The 24630-nt window shown below is 69.2% G+C and carries 22 protein-coding genes; 12 read left to right on the top strand and 10 right to left on the bottom strand.

Going from position 1 to position 24630, the window contains the following annotated elements; all coding sequences use genetic code 11:
- Positions 1 to 5: 5 nt before the first annotated feature.
- From mrdA to EKG36_RS06820, 5 genes are all read right to left on the bottom strand, one after another.
- Complete coding sequence (gene mrdA, locus EKG36_RS06840; RefSeq protein ID WP_126482384.1) at positions 6 to 1910, bottom strand: penicillin-binding protein 2; 1905 nt, start codon at positions 1908 to 1910, stop codon at positions 6 to 8.
- 33 nt (positions 1911 to 1943) lie between these two features.
- Positions 1944 to 2411 carry a 23S rRNA (pseudouridine(1915)-N(3))-methyltransferase RlmH gene (gene rlmH / locus EKG36_RS06835; protein WP_126482382.1) on the bottom strand — a complete coding sequence of 156 codons (468 nt, stop codon included), beginning with the start codon at positions 2409 to 2411 and terminating at the stop codon, positions 1944 to 1946.
- Entirely contained in the window at positions 2408 to 2776 is a 369-nt protein-coding gene (gene rsfS / locus EKG36_RS06830; RefSeq protein ID WP_126482380.1) for a ribosome silencing factor, read from the bottom strand. The genes rlmH and rsfS overlap by 4 nt, the downstream gene beginning before the upstream one ends.
- A gap of 76 nt (positions 2777 to 2852) precedes the next feature.
- A complete protein-coding gene (gene nadD, locus EKG36_RS06825; RefSeq protein WP_126482640.1) occupies positions 2853 to 3479 on the bottom strand; it encodes a nicotinate-nucleotide adenylyltransferase in 627 nt (208 codons plus the stop codon).
- A gap of 29 nt (positions 3480 to 3508) precedes the next feature.
- Positions 3509 to 4807, bottom strand: coding sequence for a glutamate-5-semialdehyde dehydrogenase (locus EKG36_RS06820; RefSeq protein ID WP_126482378.1), 1299 nt, complete (start codon positions 4805 to 4807; stop codon positions 3509 to 3511).
- Between the two features lie 82 nt (positions 4808 to 4889).
- Here EKG36_RS06820 and EKG36_RS06815 point away from each other — a divergent pair, with 82 nt between their 5' ends.
- The 3 genes from EKG36_RS06815 to EKG36_RS06805 are packed head-to-tail and all read left to right on the top strand — an operon-like array spanning position 4890 to position 8127.
- Entirely contained in the window at positions 4890 to 5759 is an 870-nt protein-coding gene (locus tag EKG36_RS06815) for a hypothetical protein (RefSeq protein WP_126482376.1), read from the top strand.
- Positions 5752 to 6687 (top strand): diguanylate cyclase domain-containing protein, encoded by a 936-nt coding sequence (locus EKG36_RS06810; protein WP_126482374.1) that lies wholly within the window; start codon positions 5752 to 5754, stop codon positions 6685 to 6687. The genes EKG36_RS06815 and EKG36_RS06810 overlap by 8 nt, the downstream gene beginning before the upstream one ends.
- 36 nt (positions 6688 to 6723) lie before the next feature.
- The gene (locus EKG36_RS06805) at positions 6724 to 8127 is read left to right on the top strand and encodes a bifunctional DedA family/phosphatase PAP2 family protein (protein ID WP_126482372.1); all 1404 of its coding nucleotides are present in this window, start codon (positions 6724 to 6726) and stop codon (positions 8125 to 8127) included.
- 4 nt (positions 8128 to 8131) lie between these two features.
- Here the strand turns inward: EKG36_RS06805 and EKG36_RS06800 are convergent, their stop codons facing one another.
- Genes EKG36_RS06800 through mpl form a run of 3 tightly spaced genes read right to left on the bottom strand, consistent with a single transcriptional unit; the run spans position 8132 to position 10793 of the window.
- Positions 8132 to 8755 carry a LysE family translocator gene (locus tag EKG36_RS06800; protein WP_185827494.1) on the bottom strand — a complete coding sequence of 208 codons (624 nt, stop codon included), beginning with the start codon at positions 8753 to 8755 and terminating at the stop codon, positions 8132 to 8134.
- A 51-nt stretch (positions 8756 to 8806) separates the two neighbouring features.
- Positions 8807 to 9421, bottom strand: a complete 615-nt coding sequence (locus tag EKG36_RS06795; protein ID WP_126482370.1) for a flavin prenyltransferase UbiX — start codon at positions 9419 to 9421, stop codon at positions 8807 to 8809.
- Complete coding sequence (gene mpl / locus EKG36_RS06790) at positions 9414 to 10793, bottom strand: UDP-N-acetylmuramate:L-alanyl-gamma-D-glutamyl-meso-diaminopimelate ligase (protein WP_126482368.1); 1380 nt, start codon at positions 10791 to 10793, stop codon at positions 9414 to 9416. The genes EKG36_RS06795 and mpl overlap by 8 nt, the downstream gene beginning before the upstream one ends.
- 244 nt (positions 10794 to 11037) lie before the next feature.
- Here mpl and EKG36_RS06785 point away from each other — a divergent pair, with 244 nt between their 5' ends.
- A complete protein-coding gene (locus EKG36_RS06785) occupies positions 11038 to 12297 on the top strand; it encodes a 6-phosphofructokinase (protein ID WP_126482366.1) in 1260 nt (419 codons plus the stop codon).
- 81 nt (positions 12298 to 12378) lie between these two features.
- Here the strand turns inward: EKG36_RS06785 and EKG36_RS06780 are convergent, their stop codons facing one another.
- The gene (locus EKG36_RS06780) at positions 12379 to 14094 is read right to left on the bottom strand and encodes a bifunctional protein-serine/threonine kinase/phosphatase (protein WP_126482364.1); all 1716 of its coding nucleotides are present in this window, start codon (positions 14092 to 14094) and stop codon (positions 12379 to 12381) included.
- A 220-nt stretch (positions 14095 to 14314) separates the two neighbouring features.
- Between EKG36_RS06780 and ppa the strand changes: the two genes are divergently transcribed.
- Positions 14315 to 14845 (top strand): inorganic diphosphatase, encoded by a 531-nt coding sequence (gene ppa / locus EKG36_RS06775; protein ID WP_126482362.1) that lies wholly within the window; start codon positions 14315 to 14317, stop codon positions 14843 to 14845.
- 68 nt (positions 14846 to 14913) lie between these two features.
- On the opposite strand, the gene EKG36_RS06770 is transcribed toward ppa, so the two are convergent.
- Entirely contained in the window at positions 14914 to 16152 is a 1239-nt protein-coding gene (locus EKG36_RS06770; protein ID WP_126482360.1) for a DUF2333 family protein, read from the bottom strand.
- A 190-nt stretch (positions 16153 to 16342) separates the two neighbouring features.
- Between EKG36_RS06770 and dsbD the strand changes: the two genes are divergently transcribed.
- The 7 genes from dsbD (at position 16343) to purH (ending at position 24394) form a co-directional block, all read left to right on the top strand.
- Positions 16343 to 18208 (top strand): protein-disulfide reductase DsbD, encoded by a 1866-nt coding sequence (dsbD, locus tag EKG36_RS06765; protein ID WP_126482358.1) that lies wholly within the window; start codon positions 16343 to 16345, stop codon positions 18206 to 18208.
- Between the two features lie 205 nt (positions 18209 to 18413).
- Positions 18414 to 18878 (top strand): acetyl-CoA carboxylase biotin carboxyl carrier protein, encoded by a 465-nt coding sequence (gene accB, locus EKG36_RS06760; RefSeq protein ID WP_126482356.1) that lies wholly within the window; start codon positions 18414 to 18416, stop codon positions 18876 to 18878.
- Between the two features lie 28 nt (positions 18879 to 18906).
- Positions 18907 to 20247, top strand: coding sequence for an acetyl-CoA carboxylase biotin carboxylase subunit (gene accC / locus EKG36_RS06755; RefSeq protein WP_126482354.1), 1341 nt, complete (start codon positions 18907 to 18909; stop codon positions 20245 to 20247).
- Between the two features lie 84 nt (positions 20248 to 20331).
- Complete coding sequence (prmA, locus tag EKG36_RS06750; protein ID WP_126482352.1) at positions 20332 to 21246, top strand: 50S ribosomal protein L11 methyltransferase; 915 nt, start codon at positions 20332 to 20334, stop codon at positions 21244 to 21246.
- A 96-nt stretch (positions 21247 to 21342) separates the two neighbouring features.
- Positions 21343 to 22401, top strand: coding sequence for a tRNA dihydrouridine synthase DusB (gene dusB, locus EKG36_RS06745; protein ID WP_126482350.1), 1059 nt, complete (start codon positions 21343 to 21345; stop codon positions 22399 to 22401).
- On the top strand, positions 22398 to 22733 hold the full coding sequence (gene fis / locus EKG36_RS06740; protein WP_126482348.1) for a DNA-binding transcriptional regulator Fis: 336 nt from the start codon (positions 22398 to 22400) through the stop codon (positions 22731 to 22733). The genes dusB and fis overlap by 4 nt, the downstream gene beginning before the upstream one ends.
- An 83-nt stretch (positions 22734 to 22816) precedes the next feature.
- Complete coding sequence (purH, locus tag EKG36_RS06735) at positions 22817 to 24394, top strand: bifunctional phosphoribosylaminoimidazolecarboxamide formyltransferase/IMP cyclohydrolase (protein ID WP_126482346.1); 1578 nt, start codon at positions 22817 to 22819, stop codon at positions 24392 to 24394.
- The last annotated feature ends 236 nt before the right edge of the window (positions 24395 to 24630 follow it).

Below are 24630 nucleotides of genomic sequence, written 5' to 3'. Positions count from 1 at the left end.
CCATCTCAGCCATCCTCCGTAACGAAATCGTCGGGGGGCTCGCCCTCGCCGACCGGGGCCTTCCCGGCCTGGCGATCGAGCAGCCAGAAGTCGGCCATCTGACGGGCCAGGCCCGCGGCATGACTGCTGCCACCGCCGGCATTCTCGACGATCACCGAGATGGCGATCTGCGGATCCTCCACCGGCGCGAAGGCCATGAAGAGGGCATGGTCGCGCAGCCGCTCCTTGAGCTCCGCGGCGTTGTAGCGCTGATCCTGCCCCAGCGAGAACACCTGGGCGGTACCGGACTTGCCGGCCATGCGGTAGTCAAGGCCCACCCCCGAGCGCCGGGCGGTACCCTCACGCCCCGAGAGCACCTTCTCCATTCCCGCATAGACGCGATCCCACCAGGCCTCGTTGGCCAACTCCACGTCGGGGGGCGTCTCCGGCAGCGCGGTGGGCACCGGCTCGCCGCCGACTTCCAGGGCCAGGCGCGGTTGCACCCAGTCGCCGCGATTGGCCAACACCGCCGTGGCGGTGGCGAGCTGCAGGGGGGTGATCTGCAGGTAGCCCTGGCCGATGCCCACCGACAGCGTCTCGCCGGGATACCAGGGCTGGTTGTAGCGCGCCTTCTTCCAGTCGCGGGACGGCAGCAGCGCCCGGCTTTCGCCGGCGACGTCGGCGGCGACCCGCTGGCCGAAGCCGAACTGTGCCAGGCTGTCGTGTATGCGGTCGATGCCCAGCTCATGGGCCAGCGAGTAGAAGTAGGTGTTGTTGGAGACGGCCAGGGCCCGCTCCAGGTCCACCCGGCCATGCCCCCAGCGCAGCCAGTTGCGATAACGACGATCGTCGTTGGGCAGCTGATAGTAGCCGGGATCGTAGATGGTCGTGTCGGGGGTGATCACGCCCTCCTTGAGCCCGGTGATGGCCATGAACGGCTTGATCGTCGACCCCGCCGGGTAGCTGCCACGGATCGCGCGGTTGAACAGCGGCAGGTCGAGGTCCTGCTGCAGGGCCCGATAGGACGCCACATCGATGCCGGTGACGAACTGGTTGCTGTCGAAGCCAGGCACCGAGGCCATGGCCAGGATCTCGCCGCTCTGGGGGGCAACGGCCACGATGGCCCCACGGCGACCGTCGAGCAGGTCGACGGCCAGCTGCTGGAGCGACTTGTCGAGGGTCAGGGTGAGGGTCTCGCCGGGCACCGGATCGGTGCGGCCCAGCTCCCGCAGCACTCGCCCCCGGGCATTGGTCTCGACCTTGCGCAGCCCCGCCTGGCCGTGCAGCTGCTCCTCGTAGAAGCGCTCGACCCCGGTCTTGCCGATGAAATGGGTCCCGGCATAGTCGCCGGTGTCGAGGCGCTTGAGCTCCTCGGCATTGATGCGCCCGACATAGCCCAGCACATGGGACATGTCCTCGGCATCGGGATAGTAGCGCAGCAGCTGGGCCTCGACCTCCACCCCCGGCAGGCGGTGGCGGTTCACCGCCAACCGAGCGATCTGCGCCTCGTCGAGATCGCTCATCAGCAGCGCCGGCTGGAAGGGGCGCTGGCGCTGGCGCGAACGCTGGCGAAAGGCCTCGACCTCCTCCTCGGGCAACTCGAGCAGCTCGACCAGCAACGACAGCGTGGCATCCAGGTCATCGACCCGCTCGCGCACCAGGGTCAGGTTGTAGGTGGGACGATTCTCGGCCAGCAGGACCCCGTTGCGATCGTAGATCAAGCCACGGGTGGGCGGCAGCGGCTCGACCCTGACCCGGTTCTTCTCCGAGCGGGTGCTGTAGACCTCGTGCTGCACGACCTGCAGGTAGAAGAGCCGGCCGCTGAGCAGGCCCGTCAGGATGATCACCACCAGAACCGCCAGCAGCGCCCGCCAGCGGAAGACGCGCAGCTCCTGTTCGGTGTTCTTCAGGGTGTCGCGTTGCTGACGCATGCGGGACGATATCCTTGAGGACGCTAGAGCCGTTCAGCGGTGGTAGGGATGACCGACCATCAGGGTCCAGGCACGGTAGAGCTGCTCGGCGAGCAGGATGCGCACCAGCGGGTGAGGCAGGGTCAGGGGGGATAACGACCAGCGCTGGTCGGCGGCCGCCGACAGCGCCGGGTCCAGGCCGTCGGGACCGCCGACCAGCAGGGCCACGTCGCGGCCGTCGAGTCGCCAGCTCTCGGCCTGGCGCGCCAGCTGCTCGGTGCTCCAGGCCTTGCCACCGACCTCCAGGGCCACCAGGTGCTCGCCCCCCCGCAGGCGGGCGCGGAGGCGCTCGGCCTCCAGGGCCACCGCGCGGCGCGTGTCGGCGTTCTTGCCCCGCGGCCCCGGGGCAACCTCCTCGAGCTCGAGGGCGAAGTCCCGGGGCAAGCGCTTGCGGTACTCCTCGACGCCACGGGTCACCCAGTCGGGCATCTTGGTGCCCACCGCCAGCAGGCGCACCCTCATGAGGTGCCGTGCGCCTCTTCCTCCAGGGCGACCCCGTCGCTGGGCAGGTCTGCCCAGAGGCGTTCGAGGTCATAGAGCTCGCGGGTTTCGGGCAGCATGATGTGGACCACCACGTCGCCAAGGTCTACCAGCACCCAGTCGGCGCCGCTCTCGCCCTCGACCCCGAGCGGTGGCATCCCCCGCTCCTTGGCGGCCTGGATCACCTTGTCGGAAAGTGCTGCCAGGTGGCGGCTGGACGTACCGCTGGCCACCACCATCAGTTCGGTCACGCTGGTCAGCCGGGACACGTCCAGGACCGCGATGTCCCTGGCCTTGAGTTCCTCCAGCGCGTCTACCACCAGAGTCTTGAGTGCGTCGATGTGCATACCCTTTTTATCAGCCCCTCTCAGCGACAAATCGTCATGCCTACATTGTACCGACTTGAGCGCGAGGTGGCAGTGCCTAGTGGCGATACAGTCCCCGGGTAAGCAGGTGCGCCTCCACGGCCTCGGGCAGCAGGTAGCGCACGCTGGCACCGGTGGCCAGGCGATGGCGCACCTCGGTGGCGGAAATCGCCATCCGCGAGGGCAGCGAGAGGCGCAGCAGCCCTCCCGCGGGAGCGGCCATCAGTGCCGCCGTCGACGCGACCTCGCGATTCCCGATCAGCGCTGTCAGCGACGCCGGCAGACGCGCTTGATGGTCGGGACGCTCGATCACCACCACGTGGGCCAGCGCGAAGAGCCGCTCCGGCGCATGCCAGTCGGCCAGGCGCAGGAAGGCATCATGCCCCAGGGCCATCACCAGCCGGGCCTCGCGGCCGTACTCCTCGCGCAGCTCGGCCAGGGTGTCGGCGCTGTAGGAGGGACCCTCGCGATCGAGCTCCCGGGAGTCGGCGACCAGGCCCGGGGTGTCACCGATCCCCAGGCGCAACAGGGTCAGGCGCTCCTCGGGGGTCACCCGGGGCGTGTCGCGCAGCGGCGGCGAGGCCGCCGGCACCATGTGCACGCGATCGAGACCCAGCGCCTCGTGAAGCTCGACGGCACTGCGCAGGTGGCCCAGGTGGACCGGGTCGAAGGTGCCGCCCAGCATGGCGACCCGGGGCGGCGGCGCCGGCACGCTCACTGCCGGACCTGGCCGTCGCCGAGCACCACGTACTTGCGGGTGGTCAGCCCCTCGAGACCCACCGGCCCGCGGGCATGCAGGCGATCGGTGGAGATGCCGATCTCCGCGCCCAGCCCGTACTCGAAGCCGTCGGCGAAGCGCGTGGAGGCATTGACCATCACCGAGCTGGAGTCCACCTCGGCCAGGAAGCGACGGGCCAGGGTATAGCTTTCGGTGACGATGGCGTCGGTATGCCGCGAGCTGTAGCGCTCGATGTGCGCCATGGCCGCGTCGATGCCGTCGACGACACGGATCGCCAGCACCGGCGCCAGGTACTCGGCCGCCCAGTCGTCCTCGGTGGCCACGGCGATGGTGTCGAGGACCGCCCGGGTGCGCTCGCAGCCGCGCAGCTCGACGCCGTGCTCGTCGTAGGCGGCCGCCAGGCGCGGCAGCAGCGCCTCGGCCAGGGGCGCATCCACCAGCAGCGTCTCCATGGTGTTGCAGGTGCCGTAGCGCTGGGTCTTGGCGTTGACGGCGATGGCCAGCGCCTTCTGCGGATCCGCGGTGGCATCCAGGTAGACATGGCAGACGCCGTCGAGGTGCTTGATCACCGGCACGCTGGCCTCCCGGGTGATGCGCTCGATCAGCGACTTGCCGCCCCGGGGGATGATCACGTCGACGAACTCGGGCATGGTGATCATCCTGCCCACGGCCGCCCGGTCGGTCGTGGCCACTACCTGGACGGCACCCTCGGGCAACCCGGCCCGCTCGAGCCCGGCCTGGATGCACGCGGCGATCGCCGCATTGGATTCCCGCGCCTCGGAGCCGCCACGCAGGATACAGGCGTTGCCCGATTTCAGGCACAAGCTGGCCGCTTCCATGGTGACGTTGGGGCGGGATTCGTAGATGATGCCGATCACCCCCAGGGGAACGCGCATCTGGCCGACCTGGATGCCGCTGGGACGCGCGCGCAGGCCGTCGATCTCGCCGACCGGATCCGGCAGGGCCGCCACCTGGCCGAGCCCCTCGATCATGGCATCCAGGCGAGCATCGTCCAGGGCCAGGCGGTCGAGCAGGGCGTCATCCAGGCCGTTGTCCCGTCCCCGCGCCAGGTCGCGGGCGTTGGCGGCCAGCACCTCGGCACGTGCCTCGTCCAGGCGTTCGGCCATGGCCAGCAGTGCAGCGTTCTTGGCGGCAGTCTCGACCCGCCGCATGCGGGTGGTCGCCTCGCGGGCCTGCTGCCCCAGGCGCTGCATGTAGGCGTCGACGTCGCCGACGCCCTCGGCGTGATCGGAGTGGGTGGCGTGAGCTGTCATGCCGTAGAGTGTCTCCTGGATTAAGGGGGCCGCAGCACCGGCGGTCGAGTCGATTCGGGGAAAGGGACCATACTAAGTCACCATGCAGAGCAAGTACAAAATCGGACTCCTGCGGGTCAACCTGGTGACGGCGGCCGGCCTCACCGCCACGCTGGCGGCCAATGCCGGTGGCCTGGCGGATGCCCTGCTGCTGTGGCTGACCACGATCTGGCTGGGCGTCACCGCGACCCAGCTCGAGTTCAGCCATCGTCATCCGGCGACCGTGCCCTGGCAGCTGCTGCCGGGGCTGTTGCTGGCGGCCCTGCTGTGGGTGGCCCCGGAACGCCACCTCACCTGGCTATGGGCCTGGGCGATCCTGCTGATGCTGCCTCAGCCTCGCTGGATGCTGCTGTTCAACACCTTGCTGGCGATCATGAGCTGGGCGCTGCTGCCCGACCTGCTGGGCGCCGAGCAATGGGCACTGGCGGGGTTGTTGCTGGCCGGCATGATGCTGCTGGGGCTGTCTCGCTCGCTGGAGCTGCAGGCTCTGCGCCGGCGCATGCTCGACCGCGCCCGCCTGGTGCCGGGGCTACCGATCTGGCCCGGCCACCAGCTCCACCATGACCTCCAGCGGGAGCGTCGGCGCACCAGCCAGGAGCGGGTGCATGCCGAACTGCTGCTGCTGCGGACATCGCGCTGGCGGTTATGGCCCCTGGCCGAGCGCCTGTGTCGCCTGACCCGACGCTTCGAGCATTGCTACCGGCTCGACCGGCGCACCCTGGGGGTGCTGTTGATCAATCGCGACTCCGAACAGGCCGCCGCCCGTCGCCACCAGCTGCTCGCCGCCATCGAGGAACCGGTCACGGCCCGCGTCGTCGCCCTCCCCCGGCTGGGCTCGCTGGTCCGGGAGCGACGCGCCCTGGCGCATCAGGACACGCCCCTCGAGGTCAAGGAGGTCGCCCACCATGGATGAGCATCGCCCGCACGCCTCGCGGCTCTTCCCCGCCATCCTCGCCGTCGCCACCCTGCTGCTGCTGGGACAGGCCCTGTGGTTCTACCTGATGGGCGACTATGGACGCATCCTGATGCCGGCCCTGCTGTCGCCGGTGATGCTGGTGGCAACCCTGCTGGCGGCGGGGACCCATACCCCCTCCCGGGCATCGGCATACCTGGTGTTGATCTGCGGCTTCCTGCTGACCGCCGTGGAGCTGCCCCGCCAGGCTGGCCTGCCGGCTTTGTGGGTGGGCCTGCCACCGGTCCTGGCCCTGTTGCTGCTGCCGCTGGGGCCGGCCATGCTGCTCAACCTGGCCCTGACACCGATCTGGCTGGCCCTGCTGGGTAACGGTGATCTGGAGCGGGACCTGCTGTTCGTCTACCTGGCCCTGGTGGCGGTGGCCGCCCTGGTGCCCTGGGAGCGGCTCCGCCAGCAGGCGCTGCTGCTCGTCACCGACCCCTGGGAGCGCGAGTGCCGTGCCGTCACCCGTGACAGCCTCCACGAGCGCCTGGCCGGGGAGTTCGAGCGGGCGGAATTTCTCGAGCGCCCCCTGGCGGTGCTGCTGATTCACCTGCCCCAGGTCGACATGGCCGGCGAGCAGTTCGGCGCCAAGGCTCGTGCGGCGCTGCTTCAGGGACTGTGCCGGGGCATCATCAGCCGCTGTCGGGAACATGATGTCCTGGGCCGGGAGGGCGACGCCGTCTTCTGGCTGCTGCTGCCGGACACCACCGAGAGCGGGGCCCTGCTGGTGCGTCATCGCCTCACCCAGGCGCTGAGCCAGATTGTGCTGGTGGAGACCGGCCCCCTGCAGCTGCGTACCCGGCTGGCCTTTCCCCGTCGCGACGAGGCCTGGCCACACTTCGAGCAGCGCCTGCAGGCCATGAGCCATAGCCTGGCCGATGGGTGAACGTCGCCCCGCCGGCTCACGACTACGGAGAGTCACTTGAACCTTGCCGATGCCCTCTACCAGCTGACGCCCTCGCCGCCGCTGCTGATCGCGCTCATCGCCACCATTGCCCTGATCGAATCCCTCGCCCTGGTGGGCCTGCTGGTCCCCGGCGTGGTGCTGATCACCGCCGCCGCCTCCATGGCCGGCCACCAGGAGGTGGCCGTCGGCACGGTGCTGGCCGCCGCCTTTCTCGGCGCCGTGGTCGGCGACGGTCTCAGCTTCTGGATCGGCTACACCCAGCGTGAGCGCGTCACCGGCCTGTGGCCGCTGTCGCGCTATCCGGAATGGCTCGCCCGGGGTGCCCGTTTCTTCCAGCGCCACGGCCCGCTGTCGGTACTGCTGGGACGCTTCGTCGGCCCGGTACGTCCCGTGGTGCCGCTGATCGCCGGCATGATGCACATGCCGCCGCGCACCTTCACCTGGGCGAACATCGGCTCGGCGCTGCTCTGGGCGCCGGCCTATGTGCTGCCGGGCTACCTGCTGGGCCACGCCTGGCAGCGCCTGCCGGGGTTTCCCGAAGCGCTGCGGCCCTGGCTGGTGGGGCTCGGCGTCATGGTGGTGGCGCTGGCGCTGATCTTCTCCTGGCTGCGCCACCAGACCCATCGCCATGGCCTGGTCTACCGGGGACTGGCGCGTCTGTCACGCCGCCACCCTCGCAGCCGACTGGCCTGGCGCCTGCTGGCGCGCCCCCATGACCGGGAGCCGCCGCTGGGCACCTGGCTGCTGCTGGTGGCTTCGCTGACGGCGCTGTCGGCCTGGACCCTGGTGGTGCTGCGTCATGACGGCCCGCTGCCGATGGATACGCACCTGAACGCCGCCATGGCGGCGCTGGCGGTGCCCGGCCTGGCATGGCTGGCCGAACGGATGGCCGAGATCGGCGACCTCTATGGCGTGATCGCCCTGACCCTGCCCTGGGGCCTCTGGTTGCTGTGGCGGAGACACCTGGCAGCCTTCGGCCATATCGCCGCGGGCCTGACCGGCATCGCGCTGCTCAACACCCTGGGCAAGGCGACGATTGGCCGTGCCCGCCCCAGCGTGCCGGATTACCTGGCCGACTCCCTGGCCTATCCCAGCGCCCACACATCCACCGCCGTGGTGGTATTCGGCCTGGCGGCCGCCTTCACGGCACGGGAACTGCCGCTGGGCCGACGCTTCTGGGTCTACTGGGGCGCGATCGCCGTGGTGGTGCCCATGGCGCTATCGCGGCTGGTGATCGGCGTCCACTGGCTGAGCGACCTGATCGGCGGCGCCCTGCTGGGCCTGGTGGTCTGCGCCCTGGTGCAGCTGGCCTGGCAGCGCCATCCCCGCGCGCCCCTGGCTCCCTGCCCCTGGCCACTGCTGGTGGCGGCCTCTTTGGGCCTCACCGCCGCCCGGGTGGTCTGGCTGGGCCCGGCCTAGCCGATCAGCCGAGGGCCAGCCACGCACCGACCCCTACCATCAGGGTGCCGGCAATACGGTTGAGCAGCCGCACGTTACGGCTCCTGCCCAGCAGATGACGCAACGTCTGCCCCCCGGTGGCGTAGGTGACCAGTGCCAGGAACTCGATGGCCAGGATGATGGCGACCAGTCCAGTGAGCTGGCCTTCCAGGGCCCGCGAGGCATCGAGAAAGGGCGGCAGCAGGGCCACGAAGAAGGCCCAGCCCTTGGGGTTGGCCACTGCCGTGACGAACCCCTGGGCGACCAGCTCGCGGCGCCCCGCGGTCACTTGACCATCGAGCGTCTCGGGCACCGCCATGCGCCCCCGGGAGCGCCACATCATCACCCCCAGATAGACCAGATAGGCACCCCCGACCCACTTCAGGACCGCAAAGAGCCCGGGCTGGCGCAGCATCAGCGCCGCCACCCCGGCACCGGCGGCGACGGCCACCAGGCCCACGCCAGCCAATTCGCCGAGCATCATCCATAGGGTTCGGCGCACGCCATGGGTCATGCCCAGCACCATGGCCAGGGTCATGCACATGCCCGGGGTCAGCGAGACAAGCAGGAAGGTCGGCACGAACACCGAGAGCACAGAAAGCGAGATCATGCGGGTGACATCCTTGTCATGGCGGGTCGGCTTGCGCGTCGGCTATGGCGGTCACTCCCCCCAGCGCGGCATCAGGCGATGCTCGATGCCCAGCTGGTTGAGGATGCGCGCGACGATGAAGTCGATGAGGTCATCGAGTGTCTGGGGCTGATGATAGAACCCGGGTGCCGCCGGCAGTACCACGGCGCCGAGACGACTCAGCTCGAGCATGTGCTGCAGGTGGATCGCCGAGAGCGGCGTCTCCCGGGGCACCAGGATCAGCCGGCGGCGTTCCTTGAGGGCCACGTCGGCGGCGCGCTCGATCAGGTTGTTGCTGGCCCCGCAGGCCACTGCCGAGAGGGTGCCGGTGGAACAGGGGCAGATCACCATCGCCGAACTGGCCCCGGAGCCCGAGGCCACCGGGGCCATCCAGTCCTCGCGACCGAAGCAGCGAATCTGCCCGGGCCGCGCCCCGCTGCGCTCGCCGAGTGCCGCGGAGAGGCGCTCGGGGCGAGCCGGCAGCTCGGCCTCCGTCTCGGTGGCGATCACCAGATGAGCGGCCTTGGAGATCATCACCCAGACCTCGTGATCCGTCGCCACCAGAGCATCGATCAGGCGCAGCCCGTATTGGGCCCCCGAAGCGCCGGTGATGGCCACGGTGACAGGCGGACGAAAGGTATCAGCCATGGGCGACCTCCAGGGCGGCCAGCAGCCGCTCGTGGATGCCCCCGAAGCCGCCATTGGACATCACCACGATGCGGTCATGGGGCCTGGCCTCGGCGACCAGGGCGGCGACCAGAGCCTCCAGGTCATCGTACTTCCACCCCGGCACCGGGGCAGCCTCGATCACCGGTGCCAGCGACCAGTCGAGCCCCGCCGGCTGATACCAGTAGGCCGCATCGGCACAGGCCACACTCTCGGCGAGCCGGTCGCGCAGGGTGCCCAGGCGCATGGTATTGGAGCGGGGCTCGATCACCGCCAGCAGCCGCCCCCTGGCGGTGGCGGCCCGCAGGCCCGCCAGGGTCGCGGCGATGGCCGTGGGGTGGTGGGCGAAGTCGTCGATGACCTGGATGCCGGCCACCTCTCCGCGAACCTCCTGGCGTCGCCGGGGCGTCTCGAAGCGGGCCAGGGCGGCACAGCCTCGGGCCAGATCGACGCCGCAGGCGTGGGCGGCGGCCAGCGCCGCCAGGGCGTTGCGCGCGTTGTAGTCGCCGGTCAGCGCCCAGTCGACCACGGCGTCCTCCTCGACCTCGCCCTCCCGGTGGATGACCCGGAAGCGGCTGGCATCCTCGCGTTCCAGGACGAAGCGCCAGGGGCTGTCGGCCGCCTCGCCGATGCGCGACACCGGCGTCCAGCAGCCCTGGGCCAGCACCCGCTCCAGGGCCGGCTCCTTGTCGGCCACCAGCAGGCGCCCCTTACCCGGCACGGTGCGCACCAGGTGGTGGAACTGCCGCTCGATGGCCGCGAGGTCCGGGAAGATATCCGCATGATCGAACTCGAGGTTGCCCAGGATGGCGATCTCGGGCCGGTAGTGGACGAACTTGGAGCGCTTGTCGAAGAAAGCGGTGTCGTACTCGTCGGCCTCCACCACGAAGGGCGCGCCGGGAGCCCCGAGCCGCGCCGAGATGTCAAAGTTGCGGGGCACCCCACCGATCAAGAAGCCCGGCGAGAGGCCCGCCGACTCGAGCAGCCAGGCAGTCAGGCTGGCCGTGGTGGTCTTGCCGTGGGTACCGGCAACGGCGAGGACCCGCCGCCCCGGCAGCACCCGCTCGGCCAGCCACTGGGGCCCGGAGACATAGGGCAGGCCGGCGTCGAGCACGGCCTCGACCTCGGGATTGCCTCGGGACAGGGCATTACCGATGACCACCAGATCCGGCCGTGGCGCAAGATGGTCGGCCGAGAAGCCTTCCATCAGGGCGATCCCGGCCGCCTCGAGCTGGGTGCTCATGGGCGGATAGACGTTGGCATCGGAGCCGCTGACATGATGCCCCTGCTCCCGGGCCAGCAGGGCCAGGCTGCCCATGAAGGTGCCGCAGATGCCGAGAATGTGAAGATGCATGGAGTCTCCGCTTCCGAAAGATCTTACCGGCGGCCCGGCCGGTGGAAAGCGGCAGACTAGCATGGCCCCCGCGCGCCCTCCAGCGGCCCGCCCCGCCCGTCGCGGATCGCCGACAGGATGCAGCCGCAGGGCCGATAGGCTAGAATCTGCGGCCTTGTCCGGACCCGAACCGGAAGCGCCCGACCCGCCTGGCGAGACGGCCACCGCGCGCTTCCCTTGATGCGACCAGCAACAGGATAGCCCCATGGCTCAGCACAACGCCTTCTACGCCCAGTCCGGCGGCGTCACCGCCGTGATCAACGCCAGCGCCTGCGGCGTTATCGAGGCCTGCCGCCGCCACTCCGATCAGATCGGCAAGGTCTATGCCGGCCATAACGGCATCATCGGCGCCCTGACCGAGGACCTGATCGACGTCAGCCGCGAGAGCGATGAGGCCATCGCGGCGCTGCGCCATACTCCGGCCGGTGCCTTCGGCTCCTGCCGCTACAAGCTCAAGGACATCGAGACCCACCGCGCCCAGTACGAGCGCCTGATCGAGGTCTTCAAGGCCCATGACATCCGCTACTTCTTCTACAACGGCGGTGGCGACAGTGCCGACACCTGCCTGAAGGTCTCGCAGCTGTCCGAGAAGCTCGGCTACCCGCTCACTGCCATCCATGTCCCCAAGACCGTGGACAACGACTTGCCGATCACCGACAACTCCCCGGGCTTCGGCAGCGTGGCCAAGTACATCGCGACCTCCACCCTGGAGGCCTCCCTCGATATCGCCTCGATGTGCGCCACCTCCACCAAGGTCTTTGTCCTCGAGGTGATGGGCCGCCACGCCGGCTGGATCGCCGCCGCCGGCGCTCTGGCCGGTGAAGGCGAGGGCGAGCCGCCGCACCTGGTGATCTTCCCCGAGGTCGCCTTCGACCGGGCCGCGGTCATGGCCCGCGTCGAGGAATCCGTCAAGCAGTACGGCTACTGTGTGATCGTGGTCTCCGAGGGCGCCCGCTACGAAGACGGCACCTTCCTGGCCGACTCCGGCAATACCGACGCCTTCGGCCACCGCCAGCTCGGCGGCGTGGCCCCGACGCTGGCCGGCATGGTCAAGCAGGACCTGGGCTACAAGTACCACTGGGCGGTGGCCGACTACCTGCAGCGTGCCGCCCGCCACCTGGCCTCCAAGACTGACGTCGACCAGGCCTACGCGGTGGGCGAGAAGGCCGTGGAACTGGCACTGGCCGGACAGAACGCCCAGATGCCGGCCATCAGACGCACCGGCGATGCGCCCTATGGTTGGACCGTCGAGGCCGCCCCGCTGGCCGAAGTCGCCAACCGCGAGAAGTTCATGCCCCGCGAATTCATCCGCGAGGACGGTTTCGGCATCACCGAGGCCTGCCGCCGCTACCTGTCGCCGTTGATCCAGGGCGAGGACTTCCCCCCCTTCGTCAACGGCCTGCCCGCCGTCGCGCACCTGGCCAAGCACCGGGTCGAGCGCAAGCTGCCTACCTTCACGCTCTAGGCCGCCTCTTCCCACGATAGGCCGTCGACCGCACCAGCAGGCCCGGGCATACGCCCGGGCCTGTCGCTTGTGGCCGCCCGCTCACTTGAGCAGCCAGGAGAGTACCAGCAGCAGCAGCAGAACCCCCGCCACGCCCTGCCAGAACCGGGCGGGCTCGCCAAGCGTTCCCGAGGCATCGCGCTGCGGCTCGCCGCTCAGGCGCAGGGCGTGGAGGAACTCCGACAGGCGGCGAAAGCGCAGAGCGCGCTGCGGCGACAAGGCGCGGCGCAGCGCGTCATCCAGGGCCGGGGAGATCTCGGGGTTGAGGGTCCGGGCACTGCGGTAGACCATCCGCTCCAGGTCGGTGTGGCGCAGCAGCTCCTTGAGCGGCAGCTCGTAGGGCAGCGCCCCGGTGAGCAGCCAGTAGACGGTGGAGGCCAGCGAGAACTGATCGCTGCGGCGCCCCACCTCGTCGTCCAGGGCATATTCCGGGGCGCTGTGCTCGGTGATACCCACCTGGCGCAGCAGCCCCCGGGAACGGCGGTGGCCGTCCACGTCGCGCAGGTGGCAGGCACTGAAGTCGGCCAGCACCACCTGGCCGTGGGGATCGATCAGCACGTTGTCGGGATGCACCCGCTGGTGGAGCAGGTCACGGTGATGCAGTGCCTGGATGGCCTTGCCCAGCTGGATCGCGATATCGAGTCGCTGGTCGAGACCGGCCTGGGGGTGGTGACGCACCCACTCGGTGAGCGTCTCGCCCTCGACGTAGGCCATCAGGTAATAGAGGAAGCGCCGCGGCCGGGACGGCTCCATCACCCGCACCACGAAGGGCGAATGCACCCGCTCCACCACCCACTGCTGGAGCAGGAAGTGCTCGAGGTAGGCGTTGCGATTGGAGAGTTCAGGGCTCGGGGCCTTCATGACCAGATCGCGTTCGGTCCGCACGTCGCGGACGCGATAGACCCGGGACTGGGCGGTGCGGGACAGCACCTCGCGCACCTCGAGGCCGTCGAGCCGCTCGCCCACGGCCAGTTCCGGGGGGATCGGCAGATCGCCGTAGACCTTGCCGGGGTAATCCTGCTCCTCCTCGGGCAGGGCATCGATGCGCACCAGCTGGAAGCAGAACTGGTCGCTGCCGTAGCCTCGCTCCTGGGCCCGCTCCCGGGCGGTCTGCGCCAACCGCTCGCAGGCGGCGTCCAGGTCGCTGGCATCCTCGCGGATCAGCCGTACGTAGTCCGACGGCATCAGGGTGCCCTGCACGCCCTGGGTGGTGAACAGGAAGATATCGCCCTGCTTGAGGGGCAGCCGGGCATACTCGATGTCGAGCCCGGCATCCATGCCGAGAGCACGGGACGGGTAGCGATAGCCACCGAGGTCGGTCACGTGGTCCCGGGACAACTGCTCGAACTCGGCGCCACGCAGCCGGAACACCAGGGTGTCACCGATGTGGAACAGGTGCGCCTCGCGCCCCCGAAAGATCATGGTCGAAATGGAACTGACGAAACCGCCGTCACTGACCTGGCGGCTCTGGCCGAAACACCAGCCGTTCAGCGCACGCAGCACCCGAGTGGCCGAGGTCTTCACGTCCCAGTGATCAGGCGTCGAAAAGTAGTCGGCCAAAAACCCCCGCACACTGATGTCACCGGCCTGCTTGGCCAGGGGGTTGCGAGAGGTGGAGTCACTGATCAGGGCGCAGGCGCCCTTCGCCGTCAGCAGCGGCCCCTCGGGCAGGCGCACGGACATGGAGCTGCGATGCCGGCGGCGCTCCGGTGCCACGAAGGCCTGGCCGTAACTCAGTGACAATTGTGCGGGTGCCAAGAACAGTCTCCTTGCGGTCGCGCGTCTCGCCGGCGGGCCGGCCCTTCCATCGGTGGCTCATGATACACCGCTGTCGCTACCACTGGCTCGTCCACCAAAGCCGTAGTGGCCTCCGCCCGCCTCGACACCTATGTCGGATTGGTAATCACCGACATGGCTTCGTATAATTCGCCGGATTTTTCTCCACTCGACTCGGCCATCCGCCAAGAAGGACGCGATCATGAACTTCGACAACATCCCCGCCGGCAAGGACCTGCCCAACGACATCTATGTGGCGATCGAGATCCCGGCCAACCACGCGCCGGTGAAGTACGAGATCGACAAGGACATGGGAGCGCTGCTGGTCGACCGCTTCATGGCCACGCCGATGTTCTACCCGGCCAACTACGGTTTCATCCCGCACACCCTCGCCGACGATGGCGACCCCCTCGACGCCCTGGTCGTGACCCCCTACCCGGTCGAGCCGGGCAGCATCATCCGGGCGCGCCCGGTCGGCATCCTCAACATGACCGACGAGGCCGGCGAGGACGCCAAGCTGGTGTGCGTGCCGCATCCCAAGCTGTCCAGCCTGTATGACGACATCCAGGAGGTCACCGACCTGCCCGAGCTGCTGCGCCAGCAGATCGCCCATTTCTTCGAGAACTACAAGGACCTCGAGAAGGGTAAGTGGGTCAAGGTGGAGTCCTGGGAAGGCGTCGAGGCTGCCCGCAAGGCCATCGAGAAATCCGCGGCCGCCTACGAGAAGGCCTGATCCCCGGCGACTCGACCGCACTCTCAGACGACGGGCCGCCCTCGGGCGGCCCGTCGCCGTTTAACGGATCAGTGTGCCGTCTCGCTCTCCGCGACCGGCTCGGCGCTTCCGGCAGGCGCCTTTGTCGGCGAACCGGCGGCCTCGTCCGCCGGCTCTGCCGCAGCCTCCGCGGCCGATTCGTCGCCCCCGGCAGGCGCTTCCGCCGCCGAGCCGGCGGCACCCGCGGCCTCGTCGGCCGATCCCGCCGCAGACTCCGCGGCCGCTTCGCCGCCCCCGGCAGGCGCCTCCGTCACCGAACCGGCGGTCACCGGCACGGCCTGCTCGAGCGTCCTGGCAAGTTCGCGGGTCAGGTCCCGGGCCCGCACCACATGATTGGCCATCACCAGGGAATGATTGGCGAAGATGCCGAAGCCGGAGCCGTTGAGCACCACCGGGCTCCACAGCCGCCGTTGGCTACGCTCGAGCTCGGCGACCAGCATCTCCCAGCGCCCCGTCAGGCCGGCGGCCTCCAGCACGTCGGCCTGGTCATGGCGCACCGCCTCGAGCAGGTGAAGCAGCGCCCAGGCCTGCCCCCGGGCCTCGAAGAAGACGTTGTCCACCCGATACCATGGCGTCTCGCGGGGCAGCCCCTCGGCCTCGATATCCAGGTCGGCCAGGGCCGCAGGACGAGCGACGCTCGCCGAGAGACGACTTCCCAGGTCATCGAGGCCCGCGGCCACCCCGGCCAGCCAGGGCGCCAGGCCTTGCCCGCCTTCGGCGAAGGCGGCCTCGCCGCCCTCCCCCACGCGCTCGAGGTAGGCGCCGAGGCCGCTCAGCGCCTGCTCGAGGCGGTGCTCGGTGGAGGGGTAGAACCAGTCGCGGCTGTCACCCTGCAGGTGCGTCTCGACCCGCTCGAGCTCACCCGCCTCGCCCTGGGCCATGGCCGGCAGGGCGCGTGCGAGGCGACGACTCTGGCTGAGCACGCCCAGCTCCCAGGCCGGCATGTTGTCGAGCCAAAGCCCCGGCGGGGCGATGTCGTTGCGCAGATAGCCGCCGGGCTTGTCGAGGAGCGTCTCGACCACCGCTCTAAGGCCGGCCGTGGTCACCGCCCCCCGGGCCGCCGGGGTCGCCTCGCGCTGCTCGGCCACGGCAGGCTCCAGGGCAAAGGGGGCCGGCGTGCGGCTCCACCAGATTCCCAGCCCCATCGCCACCAGCAGATAGATGACCAGTACCGCCAGAAGCGGCTTCCAGATCCAGCCATACTGCGGGCGCTCCAGCGCCTCGACCTTGCTGCGGCGCCTGTCGGCCGCCTTTCGCGTCAAAGCCATGTCCTTGTTTCCCTAGCTGCTGATGAGTCGCGGGCGCGACGATTCGGCGCGGCCTCGCGGGAAGGCGGTCATCCACAACCCCCGGCCGCTGCGATATCCTAGCATCTGATCATAGCGGTGCCCCCTGCGGAACCCCAGGACACTGCATGAGTCACAAGCCCGCCATCGCCGTTCGGATGAAGGAAGTCCCGTGATCAACGCCCGTCGCCTCGCCGCCGCCTTGCTCCTGTTGCTGATGCCCCTGGCCACCCAGGCTCAGTGGTTTGCCGACAGCGACGAGGCGGAGTTTTTGCCGGTCATGGAGGCCTTCGAGCCCCAGGCCTGGCATGACGGCGAGACGCTCAGGATCGGCATCGATAACGCCGAGGGCTATTACCTCTATCGCCACCGCTTCAGCGTGGAATCCCTCGAGGAAGGTGTCCGCCTGGGCGAGCCCCGACTGCCGCCCGGCGAGGCCAAGACCGACGAGTTCCTCGGCGACGTCAACGTCTTCTATGACCGGGTGGTGTTCGAGGTCCCCCTGACCACGCCCGTGGCGGGCCCCCTGGAGGTGGCCCTGACCTTCCAGGGCTGCGCCGATGCCGGGCTCTGCTACCCGCCGGAGCAGGTGACCCTGCAGGCCCCACAGGGACCGGCGCCCACGGCCTTCGTCGACGCCATCGGGGAGAACGCACCAGGCACTGCCGCCGTGGAGGGCAATTCGGCAGCGGCGGTCGCCGTACCCGCTGTGCCCCGCAGCGAGGACGGCCATTTCCGCGCCCTGATCCGCGATGCCAGCCTGCCGCTGGTGTTGGGGCTGTTCTTCCTCGCCGGCCTGGGGCTGACCTTCACGCCCTGCGTGCTGCCCATGGTGCCGATCCTCTCCTCGATCATCGTCGGCCAGCACCCCAGCCGATACCGAGCCCTCGCCCTCTCGGCCAGCTACGTCGCCGGCATGGCGCTCACCTATGCTGGCGTCGGGATGCTGATGGGAGTCTTCGGTGCCGGCCTGAACCTCCAGGCCCGCCTGCAATCCGCACCGGTGCTGATCACCTTCGCCGTGCTCTTCGCGCTGTTCGCCCTGGCCATGTTCGGCGCCATCGACCTGCGCCTCTCGCCGCGCCTGGCCGGGCGCATCGATGCCCTCCAGGCGCGCGCCCAGCAGAGCGGCCCGGCCGGCCTGGCCCTGGCCGGCGCTCTGTCGGTGCTGGTGGTCTCCCCCTGCGTCTCGGCGCCGCTGGCCGGGGCCCTGGTGTTCATCTCCTCCACCGGCGATGCTCTGATGGGCGGCACCGCCCTGCTTGCTTTGGCGCTCGGCATGGGGGTCCCGCTGCTGCTGGTGGGGACCTTCGGCACCACCCTGCTGCCGCCAACCGGCGCCTGGATGAACGGCGTCAAGGTCGCCTTCGGCATTCTGCTGCTGGGCATCAGCGTGTGGCTGGTCGAGCGCCTGCTGCCGCCGCCGGTCACCCTGCTGCTGTGGGCGGCGCTCGCCGTGGGCACCGCGCTGGCCCTGGGTGCCCTGAGCCTGCAACAGGCCCAGGGCTGGCCGCGGGTCCGCCAGGCCGCCGGCATCCTGCTGCTGGTCTGGGGGGTGACCCTGGTGATCGGCGCCTCCCGGGGCGCCCATGACCCCTTGCGCCCATTGGCGGCGATGCCGGCCGCCGCTCCCGCGGCGCCCGGAACCGAGGCCGGCACGCCGGCAAGCAATGTCACCGTGGTCGAGAGCCTTGCTGCGCTGGAGACGGCGCTGGCCGACGACCCGCGTCCCGCCCTGGTCAATGTCACGGCCGACTGGTGCATCTCCTGCAAGATCATGGAGCGCGAGGTCTTTCCGGCACCGCCGGTGGTCGCGGCGCTGTCGGACTTCCGCCGCATCGACGTGGACGTCACCGACACCGATGCCGAGAGTCGCGCCCTGCTCGACCACTTCGCCCTGTTCGGGCCGCCGAGCCTGCTATTCTTCGACGGCGACCGGGAGTTGCGCGAGGCCCGGGTCCAGGGCGAGGTCGACGCAGCCGGCCTGGCCAGCCATCTCGAGAGTGTCCGCGACTGGCTGACGGGCCGCCGCAGCTGAGCGCCCGGCCGGCCGTAGCGGCCACCGGCGAACGCCGTTCGAACCCCGCTGGACATCGCCGACGATTTTCGGCAAACTCCGCCGACAACGCTATTCAAGGCCGATAGAGGCGCCAAGAGTCGACATCTTGCCGCGATCTATTGCAAGTTGGCCCCGGTTGACAGCGCCGGGGCGACCCCCGAATCCACCCGAGCGAGACATCGTCATGGACATCCGCAAGGTCAAGAAACTGATCGAGCTGCTGGAAGAGTCGAATATCAGCGAGATCGAGATCCAGGAAGGCGAAGAATCGGTGCGCATCAGCCGTCACCCGAACGGCAGCGCCTACCCCCAACCCCAGGCCCCCGCCTGGCCGGCACCGGCCCAGCCAGCCCCCGCCGCGCCTCAGCCGGCGGCCTCGGCCGAGCCCCCGGCCGAGGAAGGCCCCGGCTACCAGGGCCAGGCCGTGCTGTCGCCCATGGTGGGCACCTTCTACCGTTCGCCCGCCCCGGGCGCCAAGGCCTTCGTCGAGATCGGCCAGAGCGTCAAGAAGGGCGAGACCGTGTGCATCGTCGAGGCCATGAAGATGATGAACCAGATCGAGGCCGATCGTGACGGCGTGATCGAGGCCATCCTGGTCGAGGACGGCGAGCCGGTCGAGTTCGAGCAGCCGATGGTCGTCATCTCCTGATCTTTCCACCAACCTGGCGGACCCCCTCATGCTGGACAAGGTTCTCATCGCCAATCGCGGCGAGATCGCCCTGCGCATCCTGCGCGCCTGCAAGGAGCTGGGCATTCGTACGGTCGCGGTCCACTCCAAGGCCGACCGCGAGCTGATGCACGTACGCCTGGCCGACGAGGCCGTGTGTATCGGCCCGGCCTCCTCCGCGCAGTCCTACCTGAACATCCCGGCGCTGATCAGTGCCGCCGAGGTCACGGATTCCAGCGCCATCCATCCCGGCTACGGCTTCCTCTCCGAGAACGCCGACTTCGCGGAACAGGTGGAACGCTCCGGCTTCACCTTCATCGGCCCTCGCGCCGAGACCATTCGCCTGATGGGCGACAAGGTCAGCGCCATCGAGTCGATGAAGAAGGCCGGTGTGCCCACCGTGCCCGGCTCCGACGGCCCGCTCGGCGATGACGAGGGCGAGATCGTGGCGACCGCGCGTCGCATCGGCTATCCGGTGATCATCAAGGCCGCCGCCGGTGGCGGTGGTCGGGGCATGCGCGTGGTGCACACCGAGGCCCACCTGCTCTCCGCAGTGACCGTGACCCGCACCGAGGCTCACTCGGCCTTCGGCGACGGCACCGTCTACATGGAGAAGTTCCTCGAGAAACCGCGCCACGTGGAAGTCCAGGTGCTCGCCGACGGCCAGGGCAATGCCATCCACCTCTATGACCGCGACTGCTCCCTGCAGCGTCGTCATCAGAAGGTGCTGGAGGAGGCCCCGGCGCCGGGGCTCGACCCGGAGGCCCGCGCCAAGGTCCTCGAGGCCTGTCGCGAGGCCTGCATCACCATCGGCTACCGTGGCGCCGGCACCTTCGAGTTCCTCTACGAGGACGGCCAGTTCTTCTTCATCGAGATGAACACCCGTGTTCAGGTCGAGCACCCCGTGACCGAGATGGTCACCGGCGTCGACATCGTCCGCGAGCAGCTGCGCATCGCCTCCGGCCTGCCGCTGTCGATCCGTCAGGAAGACGTGAAGTTGACCGGCCACGCCTTCGAGTGCCGGATCAACGCCGAGGACGCCAAGACCTTCATGCCCTCCCCCGGCAAGGTAACCCTCTACCACCCGCCGGGCGGCCTGGGGGTGCGCATGGATTCCCACGTCTACACCGGGTACTCGGTGCCGCCGCACTACGATTCCCTGATCGGCAAGCTGATAACCTGGGGCGTGGACCGGGAGACCGCATTGACCCGCATGCGCAACGCCCTGGACGAACTGCTGGTCGAAGGCATCAAGACCAACACCGACCTGCACAAGGACCTCGTCCGCGACGGCTATTTCCAGCAGGGTGGTGTCAACATCCATTACCTGGAGAAGAAGCTCGGCCTCTAGGCGCGGCGCCGATCCCTCCCCCACGGGGCGGCCGACGCCGCCCCGTCGTCGTTTCTTCCCCCTCCGATCCCCGGGAGTCCCCCCATGCCCTGGCTGCAACTCAAGGCCCGCATCGCCCCTGAGCAGGCCGAACTGCTCGAAGACCTGCTGCTGGCCGAAGGCGCCACTGCCATTACCCTGCAGGATGCCCATGACGCACCGGTCTTCGAGCCCGAGCGGGGTACCACCCCACTGTGGGACGAGACAGTGCTGACCGGCCTCTATGACGACCTGGCCGGCCTGGCGGCGATGCTCGAGCGCCTGGCGGCCGCCTGGGCCGAGGCCATGCCCGGAGAGCCCTGCCCGGAGATCGAGCATGAACTGCTCGACGACCGGGACTGGGAGCGGGCCTGGATGGAGGACTTCGCCCCCCTGCGGATGGGGGAGCGCCTGTGGATCGTGCCCAGCTGGCACGCGGCACCGGACCCGGCGGCGGTCAATCTCCACCTGGACCCGGGCCTGGCCTTCGGCACCGGCACCCACCCCACCACGGCGTTATGCCTGGAATGGCTGGACGGCCTGGCCATGGACGGCGAGCTTGAGGGCATCGAGGTCCTGGACGTGGGCTGCGGCTCCGGCATCCTGGCCATCGCCGCCCTCAAGCTGGGCGCTCGCCGCGCCACGGGCACCGACATCGACCCCCAGGCCCTGTCCGCCAGCCGCGACAACGCCCAGCGCAACGCGATCCCCGACACGGCCCTCGGGCTCTGCTATCCCGAGCAGCTGGCGACCGACGCCCGCTTCCCGCTGGTGTTGGCCAATATCCTGGCCGGGCCACTGGTCGAGCTGGCCGGGGAGATCGCCGGGCGCGTCGCGCCGGGCGGGCGACTGGCGCTGTCCGGCATCCTCGAGGGCCAGGCCGAGGAGGTGAAGGCCGCCTACTCGGGCCAGGGCCTGATCATGGACGAGCCGGTGGTGCGCGAGGGCTGGGTGCGGCTAACCGGGCGATGCGCCGGCTGACGATGTGCCGGCTGAGACGACCGCGACAAACAGTGCCTTCACCCAGAATCCCCGGGGGCGTATGATAGGTCCCCCTCCGAGCCACCGACCGTGACCATGCCCGATTCCCGTCCCCTGCCCCGCATCGGCCGCCACACCCTGCCCAACCGGGTGGTGCTCGCGCCCATGGCCGGCGTCACCGACCGGCCCTTCCGTGCGCTGTGCCGGCGCCTGGGGGCGGGACTGGTGGTCGGCGAGATGGTGACCTCGGACCCGAGCCTGTGGCACACGCGCAAGTCGCGCCTGCGCATGGATCACCGCGGCGAGCCCGGGCCCCGCGCCGTGCAGATCGCCGGCGGCGATGCCGAGATGCTGGCCGAGGCGGCGCGGCTCAACGCCGAGATGGGCGCCGAGATCATCGACATCAACATGGGCTGCCCCGCCAAGAAGGTCTGCAACAAGGCGGCCGGCTCGGCACTCCTGCGTGACGAGGCCCTGGTCGCCGAAATCCTCGCGGCGGTGGTCGCCGCGGTGCCCGTGCCGGTGACCCTCAAGATCCGCACCGGCTGGTGTGCCGAGAGCAACAACGGCGTTCGCGTCGCCCGGCTGGCCGAGGACGCCGGCATCCAGGCACTGGCCGTGCATGGCCGCCATCGCCAGCAGCGCTACGGGGGCCAGGCCGAGTACGACACCATCGCCGCGATCAAGGCAGCCGTGGACATCCCGGTGCTCGCCAACGGCGATATCGATTCTCCCGAGAAGGCGCGCCGCGTCCTCGACTATACTGGGGCGGATGCGGTGATGGTCGGTCGCGGGGCCCAGGGCAATCCCTGGATCTTCCGCGAGATCGACCACTACCTCCATTATGGTCGCCCGCTGTCCCCCCCCGGCGACGACGAGCGTGCCTCTGTATTGCGCGGCCACCTGTTGGCCCTGCACGACTTCTATGGTGAGCATATGGGCGTGCGCATCGCCCGCAAGCACCTCGGCTGGTACCTGGCCGGGGATGCCCGTTTCGACGATGCCGGCCGTCGCGCCCTGCGTGCCACCTTCAATGGCCTGGACAGCGCCGATGCCCAGTGCCGCTTCATCGACGAACTGTTTCGTCATGAGCCGGACACGGCCCCCCGCCGTGTCGCCCAGGCCATGACGCCGGATGGAACCTGTGCCGCATGACCAGCAGCCAAGCCTTTGACCAGAATCCCGCGCTGTCCGAGCTAGACGCCCGGGCCTCCCGTGATCTCGCCGAGGTCGCCGAAGGCGCCAGCCTGCCGCGGGACGACATGCCCCTGCGTGAGGCCGTCGAAGCCGCCATGCGCCGCTATTTCGCGCACCTGGACGGCAGCAGCGTCACCGACCTCCATGCCATGGTGATGGCCGAAGTGGAGGCGCCGCTGCTGGCCTCGGTGCTCGAACACGCCCAGGGGAACCAGACCCGCGCCGCCGAGATGCTCGGCCTCAACCGCGGCACCCTGCGCAAGAAGCTCAAGCACTACGATCTTATCTGATCCACAAGGGCGCCCGGGAGGCGCCCTTGCGCGTTCTCTTTCCTCGCTTTTTTGATCCCAACGCCCGCAATAGAGTGACGCCCATGTCTCAAGTCCCCTCTCCCACTCCGGTCCGCCGCGCCCTGATCAGCGTGTCCGACAAGACCGGCATCGTCGATTTCGCCCGCGGCCTCAGCGAACAGGGTGTCGCGCTGCTCTCCACCGGCGGCACCTATCGCCTGCTCCGGGAGCATGACATCCCGGTGACCGAGGTTTCCGAGCACACCGGCTTTCCCGAGATCATGGACGGTCGGGTCAAGACCCTGCATCCCAAGATCCACGGCGGCATCCTCGGGCGCCGAGGCCAGGACGATGCGGTCATGACCGAACACGACATCGCGCCGATCGATATGGTGGTGGTCAACCTCTATCCCTTTTCGGCCACCGTGGCGCGCCCCGACTGCAGCCTGGAAGAGGCCATCGAGAATATCGACATCGGCGGGCCGACCATGGTACGGGCCTGCGCCAAGAACCATGCCTACACCACCATCGTGGTGGACGCCGGCGACTATGACCGGGTCCTCGGGGAGGTTGCCCAGGGCGGCATGCAGCAGGCCACCCGCTTCGACCTGGCTGTCAAGGCCTTCGAGCACACCGCCGGCTATGATGCGGCCATCGCCGACTACCTGGGCCAGCGGGTCCCGGGGGGCGAGGACGGCTTCCCGCGCACCTACAACCTGCAGTTCAAGAAGAAGCAGGCCATGCGCTACGGCGAGAATCCCCACCAGTCGGCCGCCTTCTATGTCGAGACCGACTGCCGGGAGCCCAGTGTGGCGACCGCCGAGACCCTGCAGGGCAAGCCGCTGTCGTTCAACAATGTCGCCGACACCGACGCCGCCCTGGAGTGCGTCAAGACCTTCACCGACACCGCCTGCGTGATCGTCAAGCACGCCAACCCCTGTGGCGTGGCCGTGGGCGCCAGCCTGAAGGAGGCCTACGACAAGGCCTTCGCCACCGACCCGACCAGTGCCTTCGGCGGCATCATCGCCTTCAACCGGCCACTGGACGCGGACACGGCCCGGGCGATCATCGATCGCCAGTTCGTCGAGGTCATCATTGCCCCCGGAGTCGAGGAGCAGGCCCGAGCGATCGTCGCCGAGAAGAAGAACGTGCGCCTGCTCGACATCGGTGCCCACTGGCCCGGCGAGCGCGAGCATGCCCATGACTTCAAGCGCGTCACCGGCGGGCTGCTGGTCCAGGATCGCGACCTGGGCATGGTCGGCCGCGACGAGCTCACCGTGGTCACCGAGCGGGTGCCATCGGAGCAGGAGATGCGCGACCTGGCCTTTGCCTGGAAAGTCGGCAAGTACGTCAAGTCCAATGCCATCGTCTATGCCAAGAACGGCCAGACCATCGGCGTGGGCGCCGGCCAGATGAGCCGCGTCTACTCGGCGCGGATCGCCGGCATCAAGGCCGCCGACGAGGGCCTCTCGGTGCCGGGCTCGGTGATGGCCTCCGATGCCTTCTTCCCCTTCCGCGACGGCATCGACGCGGCGGCGGCGGCCGGCATCACCGCGGTGATCCAGCCCGGCGGCTCCATGCGCGACCAGGAGGTGATCGACGCCGCCAACGAGGCGGGCATCGCCATGGTGTTCACCGGCATGCGCCACTTCCGCCACTAAACGGAGAGGTAAACGCTGGAACCCGGCCATGCCGTCGTTGAAAATCGGCTTGAAGTGCTCATTTGCAAAAGCAAACTCCGCTTTCGCGCCGATTTTCACCTAGCCTGACCATCGTCCAGCCGTTTTCTCAGGTACCTTATAAAGAAACACCCCACCGAGCGTGCTCGGCGGGGTGTTTTTCTTGGTTCATCGCACTTTGCCGGGAAGCGGCGATCTTCAAGCTTACCGCTTGAGGC

The sequence above is a fragment of the Halomonas nitroreducens genome (genome assembly GCF_003966155.1).
Taxonomy (GTDB): domain Bacteria; phylum Pseudomonadota; class Gammaproteobacteria; order Pseudomonadales; family Halomonadaceae; genus Halomonas; species Halomonas nitroreducens.
The sequence above is the reverse complement of the archived record's forward strand: the minus strand, read 5'-3'. Positions and strand labels throughout refer to the sequence as shown.